Source organism: Leclercia sp. M-A074-M, from assembly GCF_965195605.1.
Taxonomy (GTDB): domain Bacteria; phylum Pseudomonadota; class Gammaproteobacteria; order Enterobacterales; family Enterobacteriaceae; genus Enterobacter.
The window spans coordinates 1-21,317 of the sequence record NZ_CBDAHM010000010.1 but is presented as its reverse complement, the minus strand read 5'-3'; the positions used below and the strand labels follow the sequence as shown (position 1 = coordinate 21,317).

The 21,317-nt window shown below is 53.6% G+C and carries 18 protein-coding genes; 11 read left to right on the top strand and 7 right to left on the bottom strand.

Annotation, left to right across the window (positions count from 1 at the left end; genetic code table 11):
• The first annotated feature begins 8 nt into the window (after window positions 1-8).
• From ACOKCT_RS19015 to ompL, 3 genes are all read left to right on the top strand, one after another.
• Window positions 9-1,391: an MFS transporter gene (locus ACOKCT_RS19015; protein ID WP_420193780.1), complete on the top strand. Its 1,383-nt coding sequence runs from the start codon at window positions 9-11 to the stop codon at window positions 1,389-1,391.
• 42 nt (window positions 1,392-1,433) lie between these two features.
• Window positions 1,434-2,858 carry an MFS transporter gene (locus ACOKCT_RS19010; protein ID WP_103177574.1) on the top strand — a complete coding sequence of 475 codons (1,425 nt, stop codon included), beginning with the start codon at window positions 1,434-1,436 and terminating at the stop codon, window positions 2,856-2,858.
• Window positions 2,859-2,933: 75 nt separating this feature from the next.
• Window positions 2,934-3,620: a porin OmpL gene (gene ompL / locus ACOKCT_RS19005; protein WP_420193779.1), complete on the top strand. Its 687-nt coding sequence runs from the start codon at window positions 2,934-2,936 to the stop codon at window positions 3,618-3,620.
• A 79-nt stretch (window positions 3,621-3,699) separates the two neighbouring features.
• Here the strand turns inward: ompL and typA are convergent, their stop codons facing one another.
• Window positions 3,700-5,523, bottom strand: coding sequence for a ribosome-dependent GTPase TypA (gene typA / locus ACOKCT_RS19000; protein WP_103177576.1), 1,824 nt, complete (start codon window positions 5,521-5,523; stop codon window positions 3,700-3,702).
• 388 nt (window positions 5,524-5,911) lie between these two features.
• Between typA and glnA the strand changes: the two genes are divergently transcribed.
• From glnA to ACOKCT_RS18980, 4 genes are all read left to right on the top strand, one after another.
• Entirely contained in the window at window positions 5,912-7,321 is a 1,410-nt protein-coding gene (gene glnA, locus ACOKCT_RS18995; RefSeq protein WP_103177577.1) for a glutamate--ammonia ligase, read from the top strand.
• A 188-nt stretch (window positions 7,322-7,509) separates the two neighbouring features.
• Complete coding sequence (gene glnL, locus ACOKCT_RS18990) at window positions 7,510-8,559, top strand: nitrogen regulation protein NR(II) (RefSeq protein WP_103177578.1); 1,050 nt, start codon at window positions 7,510-7,512, stop codon at window positions 8,557-8,559.
• Between the two features lie 11 nt (window positions 8,560-8,570).
• Window positions 8,571-9,983, top strand: coding sequence for a nitrogen regulation protein NR(I) (gene glnG / locus ACOKCT_RS18985; RefSeq protein ID WP_103177579.1), 1,413 nt, complete (start codon window positions 8,571-8,573; stop codon window positions 9,981-9,983).
• 111 nt (window positions 9,984-10,094) lie between these two features.
• A complete protein-coding gene (locus tag ACOKCT_RS18980; RefSeq protein ID WP_139156310.1) occupies window positions 10,095-10,217 on the top strand; it encodes a YshB family small membrane protein in 123 nt (40 codons plus the stop codon).
• Between the two features lie 74 nt (window positions 10,218-10,291).
• Here the strand turns inward: ACOKCT_RS18980 and hemN are convergent, their stop codons facing one another.
• Both hemN and yihI read right to left on the bottom strand, forming a co-directional pair.
• Window positions 10,292-11,665, bottom strand: coding sequence for an oxygen-independent coproporphyrinogen III oxidase (hemN, locus tag ACOKCT_RS18975; RefSeq protein ID WP_420193778.1), 1,374 nt, complete (start codon window positions 11,663-11,665; stop codon window positions 10,292-10,294).
• 188 nt (window positions 11,666-11,853) lie between these two features.
• Window positions 11,854-12,366 carry a Der GTPase-activating protein YihI gene (gene yihI / locus ACOKCT_RS18970; RefSeq protein WP_420193777.1) on the bottom strand — a complete coding sequence of 171 codons (513 nt, stop codon included), beginning with the start codon at window positions 12,364-12,366 and terminating at the stop codon, window positions 11,854-11,856.
• Between the two features lie 581 nt (window positions 12,367-12,947).
• Between yihI and yihA the strand changes: the two genes are divergently transcribed.
• Complete coding sequence (yihA, locus tag ACOKCT_RS18965) at window positions 12,948-13,574, top strand: ribosome biogenesis GTP-binding protein YihA/YsxC (protein WP_103177583.1); 627 nt, start codon at window positions 12,948-12,950, stop codon at window positions 13,572-13,574.
• Window positions 13,575-13,886: 312 nt separating this feature from the next.
• Here yihA and polA read toward each other — a convergent pair whose 3' ends face one another.
• Window positions 13,887-16,679 carry a DNA polymerase I gene (gene polA / locus ACOKCT_RS18960; protein ID WP_180210443.1) on the bottom strand — a complete coding sequence of 931 codons (2,793 nt, stop codon included), beginning with the start codon at window positions 16,677-16,679 and terminating at the stop codon, window positions 13,887-13,889.
• Window positions 16,680-17,115: 436 nt separating this feature from the next.
• Between polA and ACOKCT_RS18955 the strand changes: the two genes are divergently transcribed.
• Window positions 17,116-18,024 (top strand): acyltransferase, encoded by a 909-nt coding sequence (locus tag ACOKCT_RS18955; RefSeq protein WP_159340282.1) that lies wholly within the window; start codon window positions 17,116-17,118, stop codon window positions 18,022-18,024.
• A gap of 15 nt (window positions 18,025-18,039) precedes the next feature.
• Here ACOKCT_RS18955 and dsbA read toward each other — a convergent pair whose 3' ends face one another.
• The 3 genes from dsbA to ACOKCT_RS18940 all read right to left on the bottom strand — a co-directional run bounded on the left by dsbA (window position 18,040) and on the right by ACOKCT_RS18940 (window position 20,022).
• On the bottom strand, window positions 18,040-18,663 hold the full coding sequence (dsbA, locus tag ACOKCT_RS18950) for a thiol:disulfide interchange protein DsbA (RefSeq protein ID WP_159340281.1): 624 nt from the start codon (window positions 18,661-18,663) through the stop codon (window positions 18,040-18,042).
• Between the two features lie 27 nt (window positions 18,664-18,690).
• Window positions 18,691-19,677: a serine/threonine protein kinase gene (locus ACOKCT_RS18945; protein WP_103177587.1), complete on the bottom strand. Its 987-nt coding sequence runs from the start codon at window positions 19,675-19,677 to the stop codon at window positions 18,691-18,693.
• Window positions 19,678-19,752: 75 nt separating this feature from the next.
• Window positions 19,753-20,022, bottom strand: a complete 270-nt coding sequence (locus ACOKCT_RS18940; RefSeq protein WP_039032193.1) for a YihD family protein — start codon at window positions 20,020-20,022, stop codon at window positions 19,753-19,755.
• Between the two features lie 68 nt (window positions 20,023-20,090).
• Between ACOKCT_RS18940 and mobA the strand changes: the two genes are divergently transcribed.
• Complete coding sequence (gene mobA / locus ACOKCT_RS18935; RefSeq protein ID WP_103177588.1) at window positions 20,091-20,675, top strand: molybdenum cofactor guanylyltransferase MobA; 585 nt, start codon at window positions 20,091-20,093, stop codon at window positions 20,673-20,675.
• Window positions 20,672-21,178, top strand: coding sequence for a molybdopterin-guanine dinucleotide biosynthesis protein MobB (gene mobB, locus ACOKCT_RS18930; protein ID WP_159340280.1), 507 nt, complete (start codon window positions 20,672-20,674; stop codon window positions 21,176-21,178). The genes mobA and mobB overlap by 4 nt, the downstream gene beginning before the upstream one ends.
• Window positions 21,179-21,317 lie beyond the last annotated feature (139 nt).

The following is a 21,317-nucleotide window of genomic DNA, read 5'->3' as shown; positions in this document are numbered from 1 at the left end:
GAACAATAATGAGTCAACATACTTCTGATCCGGCAACCCTACGCCTGCCGTTTAAAGAAAAACTCGCCTATGGGATGGGCGATCTCGGCTCTAACATCCTGCTGGATATCGGCACGCTCTATCTGCTGAAGTTCTACACCGATGTGCTGGGCCTGCCGGGGACCTACGGCGGGATCATCTTCCTGATTGCCAAGTTCTTTACCGCCTTCACCGATATGGGCACCGGGATCATGCTCGACGCCCGGCGCAAGATCGGCCCGAAAGGAAAATTCCGCCCGTTCGTACTGTATGCCGCCTTCCCGGTGACGCTGCTGGCGATTGCCAACTTCGTCGGCACGCCGTTTGAAATCACCGGTAAAACGGTGATGGCGACGGTGCTCTTCATGCTGTACGGCCTGTTCTTCAGCATGATGAACTGCTCTTACGGCGCGATGGTGCCCGCCATTACCAAAAACCCGGACGAGCGCGCCTCGCTGGCCGCCTGGCGTCAGGGCGGTGCCACGCTTGGCCTGCTGCTCTGTACCGTCGGTTTTGTCCCGGTAATGAACCTGATTGAGGGCAATGACCAGCTTGGCTATATCTTTGCCGCCACCCTTTTCTCGCTGTTCGGGCTGTTCTTTATGTGGTGGTGCTATAAGGGCGTGACCGAGCGTTACGTCGAAACGCAGCCTGCTAATCCGGCGCAAAAACCGGGACTGTTGCAGTCGTTTCGCGCCATCGCCGGGAACCGTCCGCTGTTTATTCTCTGCATCGCCAACCTCTGCACGCTGGGTGCCTTTAACGTCAAGCTCGCCATTCAGGTTTACTACACGCAGTACGTGCTGAACGACCCGATCCTGCTGTCATACATGGGCTTCTTCAGCATGGGCTGTATTTTTATCGGCGTCTTTATGATGCCCGGCGCGGTGCGGCGCTTCGGCAAGAAAAAGGTCTATGTCAGCGGGCTGATGATTTGGGTGGCGGGCGATCTGCTTAACTACTTCTTCGGCGGTGGTTCGGTGAGCTTTGTGGCGTTCTCCTGTCTGGCCTTCTTTGGCTCCGCATTTGTGAACAGCCTGAACTGGGCGCTGGTGTCCGATACCGTGGAATATGGCGAGTGGCGCACCGGCGTGCGCTCTGAGGGGACGGTTTACACCGGCTTTACCTTCTTCAGGAAGGTATCCCAGGCACTGGCGGGCTTCTTCCCGGGGATGATGCTTACGCAGATCGGCTATGTGCCCAACGTGGTGCAATCCGCCGGGACCGTTGAAGGGCTGCGGCAGCTGATATTTATCTACCCCAGCCTGCTGGCAGTCATCACCATCGTGGCGATGGGCTGTTTCTACAACCTCAACGAAAAGATGTATGTGCGCATCGTGGAAGAGATCGAACTGCGTAAACGTACGGCATAAATGACGAGATGGAGCGCCCTATGGGCGCTCTGAGGATCGACCATGACACATAACACTGATCCGTTAACCCTGAAATTGAGCCTGCGAGAGAAGTGCGCCTACGGGATGGGCGATTTTGGCTCGAATCTGATGCTCTGTATCGGCACGCTCTATTTGCTGAAGTTTTACACCGACGAACTGGGCATGCCCGCGTTCTATGGCGGCATTATTTTTTTGGTGGCGAAGTTCTTTACCGCCTTTACCGACATGCTGACCGGCGTGCTGGTGGACTCCCGGCGAAATATCGGCGCACGGGGAAAATTCCGGCCCTTTATTCTCTATGCTTCGGTACCCGTTGCGCTGGTTGCTGCGGCGCAGTTTATGGCTAACGACTTTAGCCTGACGGTGAAAACGGCTATCGCCACCGTGCTCTTTATGATGTTCGGCCTCTGCTATAGCCTGATGAACTGCGCCTACGGTGCGATGGTCCCGGCCATCACCAAAAACCCGAACGAGCGCGCGCAGCTGGCGGCGTGGCGTCAGGGCGGCGCAACGGTGGGGTTGTTGCTCTGCACCGTCGGCTTTATGCCCATTCAGGCGCTGTTCGTCAGCCAGCCCTCCCTCGGCTATCTGGTTGCCGCTCTGGTGTTTGTCACCGGCGGGCTGTTCTGCATGTGGTGGTGCTATAGCGGCGTGAAAGAGCGCTATGTGGAAGTCACACCCGATCACCATAAACCCGGCATTCTGAAATCGTTCTGCGCGATTTTCCGCAACCCGCCGCTGCTGGTCTTATGCATCGCCAACCTCTGTACCCTTGCCGCCTTTAACATCAAGCTGGCGATTCAGGTCTATTACACCCAGTACGTGCTGAACGATCTGCACCTGCTGTCGTGGATGGGCTTTTTCAGCATGGGCTGTATTCTGGTCGGCGTGTTTCTGGTGCCCGGCGCGGTTAAGCGTTTCGGCAAAAAACCAGTTTACCTGGGCGGGCTGACGCTATGGGCGGTGGGCGACGTGCTGAACTTCTTCTGGGGGAGCAACTCCCTGCTGTTTGTGCTCTTTTCCTGTATGGCCTTTTTCGGCACCGCTTTCGTCAACAGCCTGAACTGGGCCCTGGTGCCGGATACCGTTGATTATGGCGAGTGGAAAACCGGCATTCGCGCCGAAGGGTCGGTTTATACCGGCTATACCTTCTCGCGCAAAATCTCCGCGGCCCTCGCCGGTTTCTTGCCTGGCATTATGCTGACCCAGATCGGTTACGTGCCCCATGCGGTGCAGAGCGCAGGCACGCTGCTGGGGCTGCGCCAGCTTATTTTTCTCTGGCCCTGCGGCCTGGCGATTATCGCCGCCATCACGATGGGACTCTTTTATAAACTCAACGAAGCGCGCTTCGCCTTTATTATTGAGGAGATTGCAAAACGAAAAAAACCATCAGCGAATACCCCTGAGATAACCACCAACGATAAAGCGTCAGCAGTCACTTTATAACAATAAATCCGGCCATTAATCCCTTCCCTCTCTATGGGAGGGGTGGCCTTTCTTTATCTGTTACATGGATAAGTTATGAAAAGAATCATTACTGTACTGATCGTGTCGTCTGTCTCCTGCCCGGTATTTGCCGGGGCGTATGTCGAAACACGAGAAGCATACAATACGGCCTCCGAGCTACATGAGGTGATCCTGCGAGCCGGCTATAACTTCGATATGGGCGCGGGGCTGATGTTCACCAACGCTTATAACGTGGGGAAATGGGATGAGCTTAAGCACAGCTATAACGAAATAGAGGGGTGGTATCCGCTCTTTAAACCCACCGACAAACTCACTTTCCAGCCGGGCGGTTTAATTAACGACAGCAGCGCAGGGTCGGGCGGCGCTGTTTATTTAGATACCAACTACAAATTTACGGATGGGTTCAATCTGACGTTCCGCTATCGCTATAACCACAACAATTACGATACGCCGGACTATAACGGGCAGATGGATAAGAACGACACGCACGAGTTTGCTAACTACTGGAATTTTAAAGTGACGGATGCGTTTTTCTACACCTTTGAGCCGCACTTTTTCCAGCGGGTAAATGATTACCACAGTAAGAATGGCAAAGATCACCACTGGGAAATAACGAACGAGTTCAGCTATAAAATCGACAGAAACTGGCTGCCGTACCTCGAACTCCAGTGGCTGGACAGATGGAATGATTACAACCGCGAGCAGTACCGAATCCGTCTGGGCGTGCGGTACGCGTTCTAATAAAAAAGCCGCTGATCGCTCAGCGGCTTTTTACCTGCCGGGAGGCGCATGCGCTTACCCGGCCTACAGACTGACTGTATTAATCTTCTTTTGAACCGCGCATTGCACGTTTACGATCGTTTTCAGTCAGGTGACGTTTACGGATACGGATAGACTGTGGTGTTACTTCTACCAGTTCGTCGTCATCGATGAATTCCAGAGCCTGCTCCAGCGTCATCTTAACCGGTGGAACCAGAACCGTTGCTTCGTCAGTACCGGACGCACGCATGTTGGTCAGTTTCTTACCGGTCAGGCAGTTTACCGTCAGGTCGTTAGAACGGCTGTGAATACCGATGATCTGGCCTTCGTAAACTTCTGCACCGTGACCCAGGAACAGCTTACCGCGATCCTGCAGGCTGAACAGGGCGAACGCAACCGCTTTACCCTGACCGTTGGAGATCAGAACGCCGTTGTTACGCTGGCCCACTTCGCCCGGACGGACGTCGTCGTAGTGGCTGAAGGTGGAGTACAGCAGACCGGTACCGGAAGTCATGGTCATGAACTCAGAACGGAAGCCGATCAGGCCACGGCTTGGGATCACGTAGTCGAGACGTACGCGGCCTTTGCCATCTGGATTCATGTTTTTCAGGTCGCCTTTACGCTCACCCAGAGCCTGCATTACAGAACCCTGATGCTGCTCTTCAACGTCCAGCGTCACGTTCTCGAATGGCTCTTGTTTACGGCCATCGATTTCACGGAAGATAACTTTCGGACGGGAAACCGCCATTTCGAAACCTTCACGACGCATGTTTTCGATCAGAACAGACAGGTGCAGCTCACCACGACCAGAAACGCGGAATGCATCAGCGTCTTCGGTTTCTTCAACGCGCAGCGCAACGTTGTGCACCAGCTCTTTGTTCAGGCGGTCAAGGATCTGACGAGAGGTAACGAACTTACCTTCTTTACCACAGAACGGAGAGGTGTTGACGTTGAAGAACATGGTTACGGTCGGCTCATCAACAGACAGCGCTGGCAGCGCTTCCACATTCTGCGGGTCGCAGATGGTGTCAGAGATGTTCAGCTCGCCCAGACCGGTGATAGCGATGATGTCGCCAGCTTCCGCAATGTCGCTCTCGATACGCTCAAGGCCCAGGTGAGTCAGCACTTTACCGACTTTACCGTTACGGGTTTTACCTTCGCTATCGATGATAGTGACCTGCTGGTTTGGCTTCACTTTACCGCGCTTGATACGACCAATGCCGATTACACCAACGTAGTTGTTGTAGTCCAGCTGAGAGATCTGCATCTGCAGGGTACCGTCGAGATCGACGTTTGGTGCCGGAACATGGTCAACAATCGCCTGGTACAGCGGGGTCATGTCTTCAGCCATGTCTTCGTGGTCCAGACCAGCGATACCGTTCAGCGCAGACGCATAAACGATCGGGAAGTCCAGCTGTTCGTCGGTCGCATCCAGGTTAACGAACAGGTCGAAGACCTGATCAACAACCCAGTCAGGACGCGCGCCAGGACGGTCAACTTTGTTGATTACCACGATTGGCTTCAGGCCATGGGCGAATGCTTTTTTGGTTACGAAGCGCGTCTGCGGCATTGGGCCGTCAAATGCGTCAACCACCAGCAGCACGGAATCCACCATGGACATCACGCGCTCAACTTCACCACCGAAGTCGGCGTGCCCTGGGGTATCAACGATGTTGATACGGTAGTCATTCCATTTGATCGCGGTGTTTTTAGCGAGGATGGTAATCCCACGCTCTTTCTCCAAATCGTTGGAGTCCATCACGCGTTCTTGAGTTTCGGCACGCGCATCGAACGTACCGGATTGCTGCAGCAGCTTATCAACCAGGGTAGTTTTACCATGGTCAACGTGCGCGATGATGGCGATATTACGCAGATTTTCGATCACAACTTTGCCTCAGGCATTAGAAATAGCGCGTTATTGTACACGGATTAATCGCACTACAAAACAGGATCACAAACATCCCCCGCAAACAAGTATCGCAGAGATGCTTTGTGATCGCTTTCACGGAGCGGTAAAAGGGCACTTTAACGTAAATTGCACCAATATGGTGCTCAATGTTCACATTGAAGCACTATAATGGTGCAACAAAACCACCGTGGTGCAGCCCTTTTGCACTACGGTGCGCATGATAGCGCCTTTTTGGGGTGTTTTAAAAGTTGGCACAGATTTCGCTTTATAAAAAATACGGCAACAAAAGGCACCACCGCCTGCCTTATACAGAATTTGAAGACCTCGTTACCACGACGACAATGACCAATCTGGAGAGTTAAGTATGTCCGCTGAACACGTTTTGACGATGCTGAACGAACATGAAGTGAAGTTTGTTGATCTGCGCTTCACCGATACCAAAGGTAAAGAACAGCACGTCACTATTCCTGCTCATCAGGTGAATGCCGAATTCTTTGAAGAAGGCAAAATGTTTGACGGCTCCTCCATTGGTGGCTGGAAAGGTATCAACGAATCCGACATGGTTCTGATGCCTGACGCATCTACTGCCCTCATTGACCCGTTCTTCGAAGAGTCTACCCTGATCATCCGTTGCGATATTCTTGAGCCAGGCACCCTGCAGGGTTACGACCGCGACCCACGCTCTATCGCTAAACGCGCTGAAGAGTATCTGCGCTCCACCGGCATCGCAGACACCGTTCTGTTCGGGCCAGAGCCAGAGTTCTTCCTGTTCGACGACATCCGTTTTGGTGCGACCACTTCCGGTTCCCACGTTGCTATCGATGATATCGAAGGCGCATGGAACTCCTCCACCAAATACGAAGGCGGTAACAAAGGTCACCGTCCAGCCGTTAAAGGCGGTTACTTCCCGGTTCCACCGGTTGACTCTTCCCAGGACATCCGTTCTACCATGTGTCTGATTATGGAAGAGATGGGTCTGGTTGTTGAAGCCCATCACCATGAAGTTGCAACTGCTGGCCAGAACGAAATCGCCACCCGTTTCAACACCATGACCAAGAAAGCGGACGAAATTCAGATCTACAAATACGTTGTTCACAACGTTGCGCACCGCTTCGGTAAAACCGCGACCTTCATGCCAAAACCAATGTTTGGCGACAACGGTTCCGGTATGCACTGCCACATGTCCCTGTCCAAGAACGGGACTAACCTGTTCGCTGGCGACAAGTATGCGGGTCTGTCCGAGCAGGCACTGCACTACATCGGTGGTGTTATCAAACACGCTAAAGCGATCAACGCCCTGGCGAACCCAACTACTAACTCCTACAAGCGTCTGGTCCCAGGCTACGAAGCGCCAGTAATGCTGGCCTACTCTGCCCGTAACCGTTCTGCTTCTATCCGTATTCCGGTGGTAGCTTCTCCGAAAGCACGTCGTATCGAAGTGCGCTTCCCGGACCCAGCTGCTAACCCATACCTGTGCTTCGCAGCACTGCTGATGGCGGGTCTGGACGGTATCAAGAACAAGATCCACCCGGGCGAAGCGATGGACAAAAACCTGTACGACCTGCCGCCAGAAGAAGCGAAAGAGATCCCACAGGTTGCCGGTTCTCTGGAAGAAGCCCTGTTGGCGCTGGACGCAGACCGCGAGTTCCTGACTGCGGGCGGCGTGTTCACTGACGAAGCGATCGATGCTTACATCGCACTGCGTATGGAAGAGAACGACCGCGTTCGCATGACGCCGCACCCGGTTGAGTTCGAACTGTACTACAGCGTCTAATCTTCAATCCCTGTCGCGCGGCCTTTTCCGCGCGAGATTGATAGCCGTTTTTTTTGTTGCCGTGGAAACTTTTCAGCCCATCTTCGGATGGGCTTTTTTCACCGCCAACAAGCTGATCTGACGCGTTTTTCGCCGTAAAAACGCTATACTGCACTAAAATAGTGCAAACAACTCCAGGAGACTGCTGAATGGCAACTGGCACGCTGCCCGATGCTGGGCAGATCCTCAATTCTCTTATCAACAGCATTTTACTGGTCGATGACGATCTGGCGGTGCATTACGCCAATCCCGCGGCCCAGCAGTTACTGGCGCAAAGTTCACGCAAACTGTTTGGCGCGCCGCTGCCCGAGCTGTTGAGTTATTTTTCCCTGAATATCGGCCTGATGCAGGAGAGTCTGCAGGCGGGGCAAGGTTTTACCGATAACGAAGTGACGCTGGTGATCGACGGACGCTCGCATATTCTGTCGCTGACCGCGCAGCGGCTGCCGGAAGGGCTCATTCTGCTGGAGATGGCGCCGATGGATAACCAGCGTCGCCTGAGTCAGGAGCAGCTCCAGCATGCTCAGCAGATTGCCGCCCGCGATCTGGTGCGCGGCCTCGCCCATGAGATCAAAAATCCGCTCGGCGGCCTGCGCGGCGCGGCGCAGCTGCTCACCAAAGCCCTGCCCGACCCGGCGCTGGCGGAATACACCAACGTCATCATTGAACAGGCCGACCGCCTGCGGAACCTGGTGGATCGCCTGCTGGGACCGCAGCAACCCGGGATGCATGTCACCGAAAGCATTCACAAAGTGGCGGAGCGCGTCGTCAAGCTGGTGTCGATGGAACTGCCGGATAACGTCAGGTTAATTCGGGATTACGATCCCAGCCTGCCGGAACTGCCGCACGATCCCGACCAGATTGAACAGGTTTTACTGAATATCGTGCGCAACGCCCTGCAGGCGCTGGGGGCGGAAGGCGGAGAGATTATTCTGCGTACCCGCACCGCCTTTCAGCTCACCCTGCACGGCACACGCTACCGTCTGGCGGCCCGCATTGATGTGGAAGATAACGGTCCGGGCATTCCTTCCCATTTACAGGACACGCTGTTTTACCCGATGGTCAGCGGCCGTGAAGGCGGGACCGGGCTTGGCTTATCGATTGCCCGTAATTTGATAGATCAGCATTCCGGCAAAATTGAATTTACCAGTTGGCCGGGTCATACCGAGTTTTCGGTTTACCTGCCAATCAGGAAATAGAGGGTTAGGTTATGCAACGAGGGATAGTCTGGGTAGTTGATGACGATAGCTCCATCCGCTGGGTGCTTGAACGGGCGCTTACCGGAGCAGGTTTAAGCTGCACCGCTTTTGAGAGCGGTGCCGATGTGCTTGATGCACTCACCACCAAAACCCCGGATGTGCTGCTGTCCGATATCCGTATGCCGGGAATGGATGGGCTCGCGCTGTTAAAACAGATCAAGCAGCGTCATCCGATGCTTCCGGTCATCATAATGACCGCCCACTCCGATCTGGACGCCGCCGTCAGCGCTTACCAGCAGGGGGCGTTCGATTATCTGCCAAAACCGTTCGATATTGACGAAGCGGTGGCGCTGGTTGAACGCGCCATTAGCCACTATCAGGAACAGCAGCAGCCGCGTAATGCCCCGGTTTTCGGGCCTACCACCGATATCATTGGTGAAGCGCCGGCGATGCAGGATGTGTTTCGCATCATTGGTCGCCTGTCACGCTCCTCCATCAGCGTGCTGATTAACGGCGAGTCAGGCACAGGGAAAGAGCTGGTCGCGCATGCCCTGCATCGCCACAGCCCGCGCGTCAAAGCCCCGTTTATCGCCCTGAATATGGCGGCGATCCCCAAGGATTTGATTGAGTCCGAGCTGTTCGGCCATGAAAAAGGGGCCTTTACCGGCGCTAACACCATCCGTCAGGGTCGCTTTGAGCAGGCCGACGGCGGGACGCTGTTCCTGGATGAGATCGGTGATATGCCTCTCGACGTTCAGACACGTCTGCTGCGCGTGCTGGCGGACGGCCAGTTTTACCGCGTGGGCGGCTACGCCCCGGTCAAAGTGGATGTGCGTATTATCGCCGCCACCCACCAGAACCTGGAGCTGCGCGTCCAGGAGGGCAAATTCCGTGAAGACCTGTTCCACCGCCTGAACGTCATTCGCGTACACCTGCCGCCGCTGCGTGAGCGCCGGGAAGATATCCCGCGCCTGGCGCGTCATTTCCTGCAGGATGCCGCCCGGGAACTGGGCGTGGAAGCCAAGCTGCTGCACCCGGAAACCGAAGCGGCGCTGACGCGTCTGGCCTGGCCGGGTAACGTGCGTCAGCTGGAAAATACCTGCCGCTGGCTGACGGTGATGGCTGCCGGCCAGGAGGTGTTGATTCAGGATCTCCCACCCGAGCTTTTCGAAACCCACGTTCCGGAAAGCAGCACCGGCCAGAGCCTGCCCGACAGCTGGGCGACACTGCTGGCGCAGTGGGCCGATCGCGCGTTGCGCTCCGGTCATCAGGACCTGCTCTCCGAGGCGCAGCCCGAAATGGAGCGCACGCTGCTGACCACCGCGCTGCGCCATACCCAGGGCCACAAGCAGGAGGCGGCACGCCTGCTCGGCTGGGGGCGCAATACCCTGACGCGTAAGTTAAAAGAACTGGGGATGGAGTGATCGCCTCCCCCCTGTGTAAAGAGAGTTAATTAAGCGCAAAGTGATGCTATTTTGCGCTTTACTGTACTGATGAGTTGAGTATGATCTTGCCCGGAAAATGGGGGGGTCATCATGCTGGAATCGATCGTGAATTTGTTGTCTGGCGGCCTTGAAGCCAGCGCAGCAGCGGGACATACACCACAAACGGCCATTGCAGCTGTGTTGTGTGCGGCGCTGGTGGGGTTGTTTAGCTAGCACTTCGCTTACCCGGCCTACGAAAGCGCGAAATGTAGGCCGGGTAAGGCGAAGCCGCCACCCGGTAATGCGGCTTAAATCACCCGCGAGAACTGCTGCATACGGGCTTTCTGCCGCAGATAGGCATCGAAGCACATACAGATATTACGAATCAACAAACGCCCTTTCGGCGTAACTTCAATCGCACTCTCCGTCACCTCCACCAGCCCATCTTTCGCCAGCGGCGCCAGCAGCTTTATATCTTCCGCAAAGTAATCTTTAAAAACGAGATCCCACTGCGCTTCCACCGCGCGGAAGTCGAGACGGAAGTTACAGATTAGCGCCTTGATCACGTCCCGGCGAATACAGTCGTCGCGGGTTAACGCGATGCCGCGCCACAGCGCGTTGCCGGTCTCATCCACCTGCTGATAGTAGAGCTTCAGCTCTTTCTGGTTTTGCGCATAGCAGTCGCCAATCATGCTGATGGCCGACACGCCCATCCCCAGCAGGTCCGTATCGCCCTGGGTGGTGTAACCCTGGAAGTTACGATGCAGAACGCCTTCTCGCTGGGCAATCGCCAGCTCGTCATCCGGTCGGGCAAAGTGATCCATGCCGATGAACTGGTAGCCGGTCTGGGTTAACGATGTGATGGTTTCCTGCAGGATATCCAGTTTTTGCTGCGCGGATGGCAGATCGGCATCTTTGATTTTGCGTTGGGCAGCAAACAGCGTCGGCAGATGCGCATAGTTGAAGACGCTCAGGCGGTCCGGGTTGAGTTCCGCCACGCGCTTCAACGTGTAGGCGAAACTGTCTGGCGTCTGCTTCGGCAGGCCATAAATCAGATCGATGTTGGTGGAGGTGAAACCAATCTCCCGGGCATGATTTAACAGAGCAAAGATGAACTCTTCATCCTGCTCACGGTTGACCAGCCGCTGGACCTCTTTATTAAAGTCCTGCACGCCCATACTCAGGCGGTTAAACCCTTCGGCACGCAGATGATCGAGCACATCCAGCTCGATTTCCCGCGGGTCTACTTCGATAGAGATTTCAGCATCGCCATTGAAGCGGAAGTTATTCCGCAGCAGGGTCATCAGACGGCTGATCTGCGCTTTATTCAGGTAGGTCGGCGTACCGCCGCCCCAGTGGAGCTGGCTGACGTGACGACCGGCGAACTGCGGCGCGCGGTGCAGGATCTCCTGCTCAAGCGCATCCAGATAGTGATCCGCCTTGTGCTGCTGGCGGGTCACAATTTTGTTGCAGCCACAGAAATAGCAGAGCTTGTGGCAGAACGGGATATGAACATACAGAGAGAGCGGGCGGTCAGGATAACGCGCTACCGCCTGCTGAAACTGGGTTTGACCGAACGTGTCGGAAAACTCCAGCGCAGTGGGATACGAGGTATAACGCGGCCCGGAATAGTTATATTTCTGGATCAGGGCCAGATCCCAGTCGATGGTTGCTACAGACATGCTCACTCCTTCCGTTGGTGTCGCGTTCGTATACGGCGGCCCGTTCTGCCCCCTGTGCGGGCCATGAATCGGGTGCGCAGCCACTTCTGTCGCCGCGACAACCGCCGTAGTTTAACGAATAACCACACCAGATAACATATAACCGGAAGGGTTATTAGCAGGACAATAGAACCTGCCGGGTGCAAATGTTAGTTTCCACCTTTCAACAGGCGCATCATGTCTTCCTGTTTCTCTTCTTCTTCCTCTTCGTCTTCATCGTCGTAAGAGAGGCCAAGCTTCTGCATCAGTTCATCGATGCGATCCAGTTTGGCATCTAGCCATGACTGCTCTTCGGCATTCAGGGTTTCGCCCTCTTCAAGACGTTCCAGCAGCGCGTCCAGGCGCTCATCATTCTCCAGCAAATCCAGCTCAGCCTGCGGTGAAAGCATAGGTTTCTCGCTCTTCGGTTTGTGCTGCCTGGTGACCGGGGCATCGGTCACGCCTAATGGAACCGGTTTTTTACTGCCGATACGCGGGTCTTTCTGCTGCTTGTTATTCGCAGACGCGCCCGAAGTACCGCCACTCGCGCGGCTACCCGCAGCATGACCACGATGTTTTTTCTCGCGTTTGCGATCGCGCGCTTCCTGATTCAGTTCTTCGCGCGTTTTGCGGCGTGCTTTAGCAGGACGTTTAGCGCCTGCAGCGGAGGTCGGTTTTTTCATGTGTTTTGTCTTAAAGTCGTTTTCTTGAGTATAGAATTGCGGCGAAATCTAGCAGAAAGCAAGCAAAGAAAAAAGGCGACAGAGCAATCTGTCGCCTTTTTTCCTGACTCACAACCCATTACGGGTCTGACAATCCCTGTTTGCTTACGACTCACCCTGTCTATCCATTAGCAGGTACCGTCCGTGATAGGTTCCATTTCCCTTTGTAACGCCTCCAAGGCGTACGTCTTCCTGACTTTCCTGTGTCTTCGCCTCCTGGCGCTCCTGACCCTAATCCTTAAGTCTGGCTCCTGTCGGCATCCTCGCCGTTGAACGCTACTTTACCGTTTCCGGCTAAACGCACAAGCCACAAACGCACTTTTACCGAGTATTTCAGACTAAGACTAAAAGTTAATAGGTTGATTTTAATCGTTTTGATTTTTTAATGCGCTGCGATTTTTCTTAAATATCCCATAGTAAAAATGGCAGATCTCTCACAAAGCTCAGGGTTTTTACTTACAGCCGGGTTGCCGATGGGAAAAGCCTTTTCTCTCTGTTCAGGTATAATCCCCCCAACGTTACGAATTTCTGGAGACAACCACGTGACCAACCTGAATTATCACCAGACGCATTTTCTCCTCAGTGCGCCTGATATTCGCCATTTACCCGCCGATACGGGTCTTGAAGTGGCATTTGCTGGCCGGTCCAACGCGGGGAAATCCAGCGCTCTGAATACCCTGACCAATCAGAAAAGCCTGGCGCGTACCTCTAAAACGCCTGGCCGCACCCAGCTGATTAACCTGTTTGAAGTCGCACCGGGCAAGCGCCTGGTGGATTTACCAGGCTACGGCTATGCAGAAGTTCCGGAAGAGATGAAACTCAAGTGGCAGCGCGCGCTGGGGGAATATCTTGAAAAACGTCTGTGTCTGAAGGGCCTGGTCGTCCTGATGGATATTCGTCATCCGCTTAAAGATCTCGATCAGCAGATGATCCACTGGGCCGTAGAGAGCGGGATCCAGGTGCTGGTACTGCTCACTAAAGCCGACAAGCTGGCCAGCGGCGCGCGTAAAGCGCAGGTGAATATGGTGCGTGAAGCCGTGCTGGCGTTTAACGGCGACATCCAGGTAGAGGCGTTTTCTTCGCTGAAGAAGCAAGGCGTGGACAAACTGCGTGAGAAACTGGATATCTGGTACAGCGAGCTGGAACCCGCGTCAGAAGCGGATGAGTAAAGATGAGCGCGGCGATGTCCGCGCTTTTTTTTGCGCTGACCTTTTCTTTGCCGCAATAAAAAACGCCCCAGTCATTACTGACTGGGGCGGCTAAAATATTCAGCCAAATCCGATTACGTGAAGTAAAAGGTCTGAAAGATAGAACATCTTACCTCTGTACCCTACGTGGATAACTCTACCCTTTTTTGAACTACAGACAAAGCACTTTTTGTAGTTTTTTTTCATTCTTTACATAGGGAATTCTAATGATCGTCACAAAACGTTCATGGATATGTTGCTTACTTACAGAAAGTGTTCATATCCCAGAAAGCGTTAGTGAGCCTGATCCCAGTTTTCTCCCTGGCCGACTTCCACCAGCAACGGCACATCCAGTTTGACGCTGTTCTCCATCAGTTCATGGATCTTTTTCGAGACCGGCTCCAGATCGTCTTTATGCACCTCAAACACCAGTTCATCGTGTACCTGCATGATCATCCGCACCCGCGGCTGCTCTTTCTCCAGCCAGGCGTCAACGGCGATCATTGCACGTTTGATGATATCTGCCGCCGTCCCCTGCATCGGGGCGTTGATTGCCGCACGTTCGGCACCGGCACGGCGGGCCGCATTACTGGATTTGATGTCCGGCAGATAGAGGCGACGCCCTTCCAGGGTTTCGACATAGCCTTTTTCTTTTGCCTGGGCGCGCGTGTTCTCCATATATTGCAGCACGCCCGGGTAGCGCTCGAAATAGAGATCCATATACTTCTGCGACTCTTTGCGCGGAATATTGAGCTGGCGGGAGAGGCCAAAGGCGCTCATGCCGTAGATAAGACCAAAGTTGATCGCCTTCGCGCTGCGGCGCTGTTCCCCGGTGACGCTCTCCAGCGGCATACCAAACACTTCGGCTGCCGTGGCCCGGTGAATATCCTGCCCTTCAGCAAAGGCGGTCAACAGCCCTTTATCCCGGGAGAGGTGCGCCATGATGCGCAGCTCAATCTGTGAATAGTCAGCAGAGACAATGACGTAATCCTCTGGCGCAATAAACGCCTGACGGATACGGCGCCCTTCTTCATTACGCACCGGAATGTTTTGCAGGTTAGGATCGGTTGAGGAGAGTCGCCCGGTAGCCGCTACCGCCTGATGGTAAGAGGTGTGTACGCGGCCCGTTTTTGGGTTGATCATCAACGGCAGCTTATCGGTGTAGGTCGATTTTAGCTTTGCCAGCCCACGATACTGAAGGATCACTTTTGGCAGAGGATAGTCCAGCGCCAGCTCCTCAAGTACCTCTTCAGAGGTGGACGGCGCGCCGCCCGGCGTTTTCTTCAGCGGCTTGATACCCTGCTTTTCAAACAGGATGGTCTGCAGCTGTTTAGTGGACGAGAGGTTAAAGGGCTCGCCGGCGATCTCATGCGCTTTTTGTTCCAGCTCGTGCAGACGCAGGGCGATCTCTTCTGAGTGCTTATGCAACACAGCCGGATCGATTTTCACGCCATTGCGCTCGATGCGGGACAGAACCGGCACCAGCGGCATCTCGATATTCTGGAACACGTTCAGCGGCCCGGCGTGTTTTTGCAGCTTCGGCCACATCTTTAAATGCAGTTGCAGCGTGACGTCAGCGTCTTCTGCCGCATAGTGCCCCGCCTCTTCCAGGGCGATCTGGTTAAAGGTCAGCTGATTCTTGCCCTTACCGGCGATCTGCTCAAAGGTGACGGTTTTATGCTTCAGCCAGCGGTCGGAGAGCGAATCCATATCGTGACGACCGGCGACGCTGTCGAGGATATAGGACTCCAGCATGGTATCGAACGCAATGCCGCGCAGTTCGATACCGTAGTTTTGCAGGATACCGCGATCGAACTTCAGGTTTTGCCCTACCTTCAGCGCTTTTTCATCTTCAAGGATCGGCTTAAGGAGTTCGAGCACGCGCTCACGGGTAAGCTGCTCTGGCGCGTCCAGATAGTCGTGGGCAACCGGCACATAGGCGGCAACGCCCGGCTCTGTGGCAAATGACAGGCCCACCATATTGGCGGAGACATTATCGAGGCTGTCGGTTTCGGTATCGAAAGCGAATACCGGTGCCTGCTGTAGCTTTTCAATCCAGCGTTGCAGCTGCGCTTCATCCAGAATGGTTTCGTAATGCTCAGAAGAGAGCACGCTGGCTTCTTCTTCCGGCTCCTCTTCTGCATCGATCACCAGGGTCTCTTTTGGCTTAGCTGCTGGTTTAGCCCCTTTCGCCTGCAGCCATTTCCCCGCTTCGACATCGGTTATCCAGCGTTTGAACTCGTACTGCTTAAACAGGCCTAGCAGCTCTTCAACGGCAGGTTGCTGCACTTCAAGCTGTTCACAGGTCAGATCCAGCTCGACGTCTGTTTTGATGGTTGCCAGCTGATAAGAGAGGTAGGCCACCTCTTTGTTCTGCTCAAGCTTAGCGGCCATGGTTTTGGCACCGCGGAAGGTCAGCCCGGCGATTTTATCCTGCTCGCTATACAGCGTATCCAGCCCGCCCAGACCTTGCAGCAGCGCCTGGGCCGTCTTTTCGCCCACGCCCGGTACGCCAGGAATGTTATCGGAGGAGTCACCCATCAGCGCGAGGAAGTCGATGATCAGTTCCGGCGGCACGCCATACTTAGCGACGACCTCTTCCGGCCCAAGAATGGTATTGGTCATGGTGTTAATCAGGGTGATCCCCGGCGTGACCAGCTGAGCCATGTCTTTATCGCCGGTGCTGATCAGGACCGGGCGGCCCATTTTCTCTGCTTCACGCGCCAGCGTACCGATAACATCGTCCGCTTCAACGCCCGAGACGGCCATCAAAGGCAGCCCCATCGCTTTTACCATCTTATGCAGAGGCTCAATTTGCGCGCGCAGATCGTCCGGCATCGGCGGACGATGAGATTTGTAATGCTCGAACAGCTCATCCCGGAAAGTTTTGCCTTTCGCATCGAAGACCACGGCGGCATGGCTTGGCTGATACTGCATGATCAGGCTACGCAGCATGTTCAGCACACCATACATTGCGCCCGTAGGCTCTCCTGCGCTGTTGGTCAGCGGAGGAAATGCGTGATATGCCCGATAGAGGTAAGACGAGCCGTCGACGAGAATAAGCGGATTTTCGGGGATCTGAACCATAATGTCCGTGCCTTTAAGTAATTTATGAATAAAGGATGCCACAGAAGGATGAAAACATCAGTTTTTCACGGCCAATACAGCCAAAGATTTTGTGATCCTGAGGATCGCTCGCAAATTAAAACTGTGGATAAGTTTGTGAATATTTTCTGTAACCTGGATTAAATGTGCTTAATGAGGATCGATGAGATAATTATTAAACTTATTAATCAATAACTTGTGATTTGATCACGATCTCATATTTTCGGTTGATGACAATTTACTCCATGTGGATATAAGCCACGCAGGATCGGCATAACAGGATTTTTCTCCACAGCGCATACAAATCAGCTTGCCCGCCAAGTTAAAGCGCCATCCTTTAGCCGTTTTCTGGTAAAATCAGCGCCCGGTGCCTGTTTATCAGGCGCCATCCATAGCTAACTACCTGAAAAAATTCATCATGTCTAGACTCCTGGCTGCGATCACCCTCTTCTTAAGTATCGCATTAACTATTCTGGTCACCATCGCCTGTTCTGTGCCGATCATCATCGCCGGAATAATTAAACTGCTATTACCGATCCCCGTTGTCTGGCGTGCCGTATCTGCATTCTGTAACGTTATGATGTACTGCTGGTGTGAAGGCCTGGCGGTGCTTCTGCGTCTTAATCCACATCTGAAATGGGATGTTCAGGGTCTGGAAGGACTTAACAAGAAAAACTGGTATTTGCTTATCTGCAACCACCATAGCTGGGCCGATATCGTGGTGTTATGCGTACTGTTCCGCAAACACATTCCCATGAATAAGTACTTCCTTAAACAGCAGCTCGCCTGGGTACCCTTTATTGGGCTGGCCTGTTGGGCGCTGGATATGCCGTTTATGAAGCGCTATTCCCGTAGCTATCTGATCCGCCATCCTGAACGCCGCGGCAAAGATGTTGAAACGACACGCCGCTCCTGCGAGAAGTTTCGCGCGCACCCCACCACCATCGTCAATTTTGTGGAAGGCTCTCGCTTTACCGAAGAGAAAAAGCAGCAAACCCGCTCACCGTACAGCAACCTGCTGCCGCCAAAAGCGGCGGGGATCGCCATGGCGCTTAACGTACTGGGCCAACAGTTCGACAAATTACTGGACGTGACGCTCTGTTATCCGGAAAACGACAGGACGCCGTTTTACGATATGCTCAGCGGCAAGTTAACCCGGATTGTGGTGCGTATTGATCTGGTGCCTGTGGCAGAAGAGCTACATGGGGACTATGTTAACGATAAGAACTTTAAGCGACGTTTCCAACTCTGGCTGAATACGTTGTGGACGGAAAAAGACGTGCTAATCGACAGGATTAAAGCCCAATACAACAACGCCGGTCATTGACCGGCGTTTTCTTTATTACTTCTTCTCAACCAGATACTTCACGGTGTCGGCATACTGCTGCACGAAGATGTCCATGCTGCTGGTATCCATCCCCTGCATATTCAGCTGGTACTTACCGTTAACATACATGGCTGGAACACCACGCAGTTGCAGATCGGCGGCCGCTTTTTCCTGCTGTGCCACGAGAGATTTCACGACAAAGCTGTTCCAGGCTGCATCGTATTCTTCACCCTTAACGCCTGCATCAACGAATACCTTACGGATATCAGCAGTGGTCTGTACAGACTGGGTTTTCTGCACGGCTTCAAACATCGCTGCAGTAATTTTGTCTTCCACGCCCAGGGCCATAGCGACTGCCCACGCCTGCGTTAAGTCTTTGCCCAGCGGGCCAAGGAACTCAACGTGATACTTGGTCATTTTGGTGCCTTCAGGCAGCTTCTTTTTCACGTTCTCGGAAACATGCAGAACCTGCTCGAACTCATAGCAGTGCGGGCAATAGAATGAGAAGAACTCCAGTACCTGAGGTTCTCCAGCTACAGGTTTGTCGAGGGTAATATACTGTTTACCATCGGTGAACTGTGCAGCCGAAGCGCTAAATGCCAGAATCATACCTGCCAGCGCCAGCCATATTTTTTTCATGATCAACTCTCTCCTGGATGTGTTCGATTAATACATTGGCGTTAATTGCAAAGGGGGTTCCTGCAGAACCTTTACCTGTTCAATAAATGTGGATATCTGGTTACGCCAGTAATCTTCTCCGGTAAGCCACGGGAAGTTTCTGGGAAACGCGGGGTCGTCCCAACGCCTGATTAACCATGCAAGATAATAAACAAAACGCATGGCGCGTAAAGGTTCGATTAATGCAATTTCGTCTGAATTAAAAGGGGTGAACTCCTCATAGGCTTCGATAATCGTCTCAAGCTGCATCCGCTGCTCAGCCTTATCGCCATTCAGCAGCATCCAGAGATCCTGAATCGCCGGTCCCATTCTCGCATCATCGAGGTCGACAAATAATGGTCCGTCACGCCAGAGGATATTTCCGGCATGGCAATCACCGTGCAGGCGCAGCGTTTTGACGTTGTTATCCCAGCGCGCTGTGACGGCGTTAATTAAATTATCCGTTGCGGCCAGAAATTCAGCTTTCAGCCCTGAGGGGATGAGCGTGGAGGTTTCAAATACCTGACGCGGTTCGAGCAGATATTCCGCAATGCCGATTGTGGGACGCGAAGTAAAGGCGCTTTTCTTACCCGTCTGATGTATGCGCCCTAAATAACGGGCAACCCATTCCATCTGATCGATATTATCGGCTTCAAATTGCCGGCCACCGAGGCTTGGGAAAACGGCAAAATAAAAACCCTGGTGCGACAGTAGCGTCTGACCATTGAACTGAAGAGGTGCGGCAACGGGAACGTCATCGGCTACCAGGTCGAGGGCGAACTGATGCTCTTCCTGGATCTGATCGACTGACCAGCGCTGCGGGCGATAAAATTTCACGACGAAGCGCTGACGATCCTCATCCTGAAACTGGTAGACGCGGTTTTCATAGCTGTTTAATGGGGTCAGACCTGAGTCCACCCGGATGCCCTGCTCAAACAGAGCATCCATAATGGTATCCGGGTGTAAGGTCTGGAAAGTAAAGGCCTGGTCGTTCATCCGATTATCCGGAAATTATACGAATGATTGAGGATATCATTTAACGGCGATTACGGTGGCGCCTCTTACAAGCTTTTACTCTTTAATTACGCCACGTGCGCGCAGCAGGGCTGTTTTGAAATCCTCTTCGTAATCTTTCTGAATACCGGGAATGACAGCATCTTTACCAGAATCGCGCATTTTCAGGTGATAGATCAGGATGTCATCGGAAAGGTCGGCCAGTTCGCCTTCATAACCTGACTCCTGCGCCAGTTTCTGTAAGAATTGCACGAGGTTAAGCTCTGGCTCTTTTTGCCAGGCTGGCTGGAGAAGTTCAATAACTTCATTCAGACGTTTACATTTCATGGTAATACTCCTTTCATTGAGAGTGACACGTTAGCAGGGTCAATCCCACAATAAAAGAGGCGATATTGTTGAGCCAGATAAGCACGATCACGGGTGTGGTGTTAGCCGGCGGCAAGGCATCCCGCATGGGGGGAGTCGATAAGGGCCTGCAGACGTTGAACGGCACACCGTTATGGCAGCACGTGGCACACACGCTGAGTAAACAAGTGAGTACGCTAGCCATCAGTGCTAACAAAAACCTCGCCGTTTATCGGGAAAGTGGACACCCCGTCTATCCCGACTCGCTGGCTGATTACCCGGGGCCGCTGGCGGGGATGCTTTCTGTTATGCAGCAGTGCGATGCCGAGTGGTTTCTGTTTTGCCCCTGCGATACACCGTTTATCCCCTATTGTCTGGCTGAGCGCTTTGTTAAACACAGGGAAACGTCAGCGGTTGTCTGGGCGCATGACGGCGAACGCGATCATCCAACCATTGCGCTAATGCACCGTCAGCTGATGCCGGAATTAAAGAACTACCTGGCGGCGGGAGAGCGTCGGGTGATGGTCTTTATGCGACAAGCTGGCGGACATTCTGTCGATTTTAGCGATATGAAACAGGCGTTTATTAACATCAATACTCTCGAACAGATAGACACTATGCAGAGGCACAAATGATACCTGTTTTAGCGATCGCCGCCTGGAGCGGTACGGGGAAAACCACCCTGTTAAAAGCCATTATCCCGGCGCTCTGCGCCAGAGGTGTACGCCCTGGGCTTATCAAACACACTCATCACAATATGGATGTCGATATTCCTGGTAAGGACAGCTATGAACTGCGCAGAGCTGGCGCGGCACAAACCATTGTTGCCAGCAGTAAACGTTGGGCCTTAATGACCGAGACACCGGACGCGAACGACCTTGATCTGCCTTACCTTATCAGTCGGATGGATCATTCGACGCTGGATCTGGTCCTGGTAGAGGGTTTTAAGCATGAACCGGTGGCAAAGATCCTGCTGTTTCGCAGCGATACCGGACATGAGGTTAATGAGTTAACGCTTGATGAGCATGTTATTGCGGTGGCCAGTGATATTTCACTGTCGCTTCAGGTACCGGTCCTGGATATCAATAATGCGGAGGAGATCGTCGGGTTCATTCAACAATGGATGAGGTCGTATTAGGCCGGGTAAGGCGAAGCCGCCGCCCGGCTTTTTTAACGCCCAACGCAAAAAGCCCATCCGTGAGGATGGGCTTTCGGCTTTAATTGATGCCTGGCAGTTCCCTACTCTCGCATGGGGAGACCCCACACTACCATCGGCG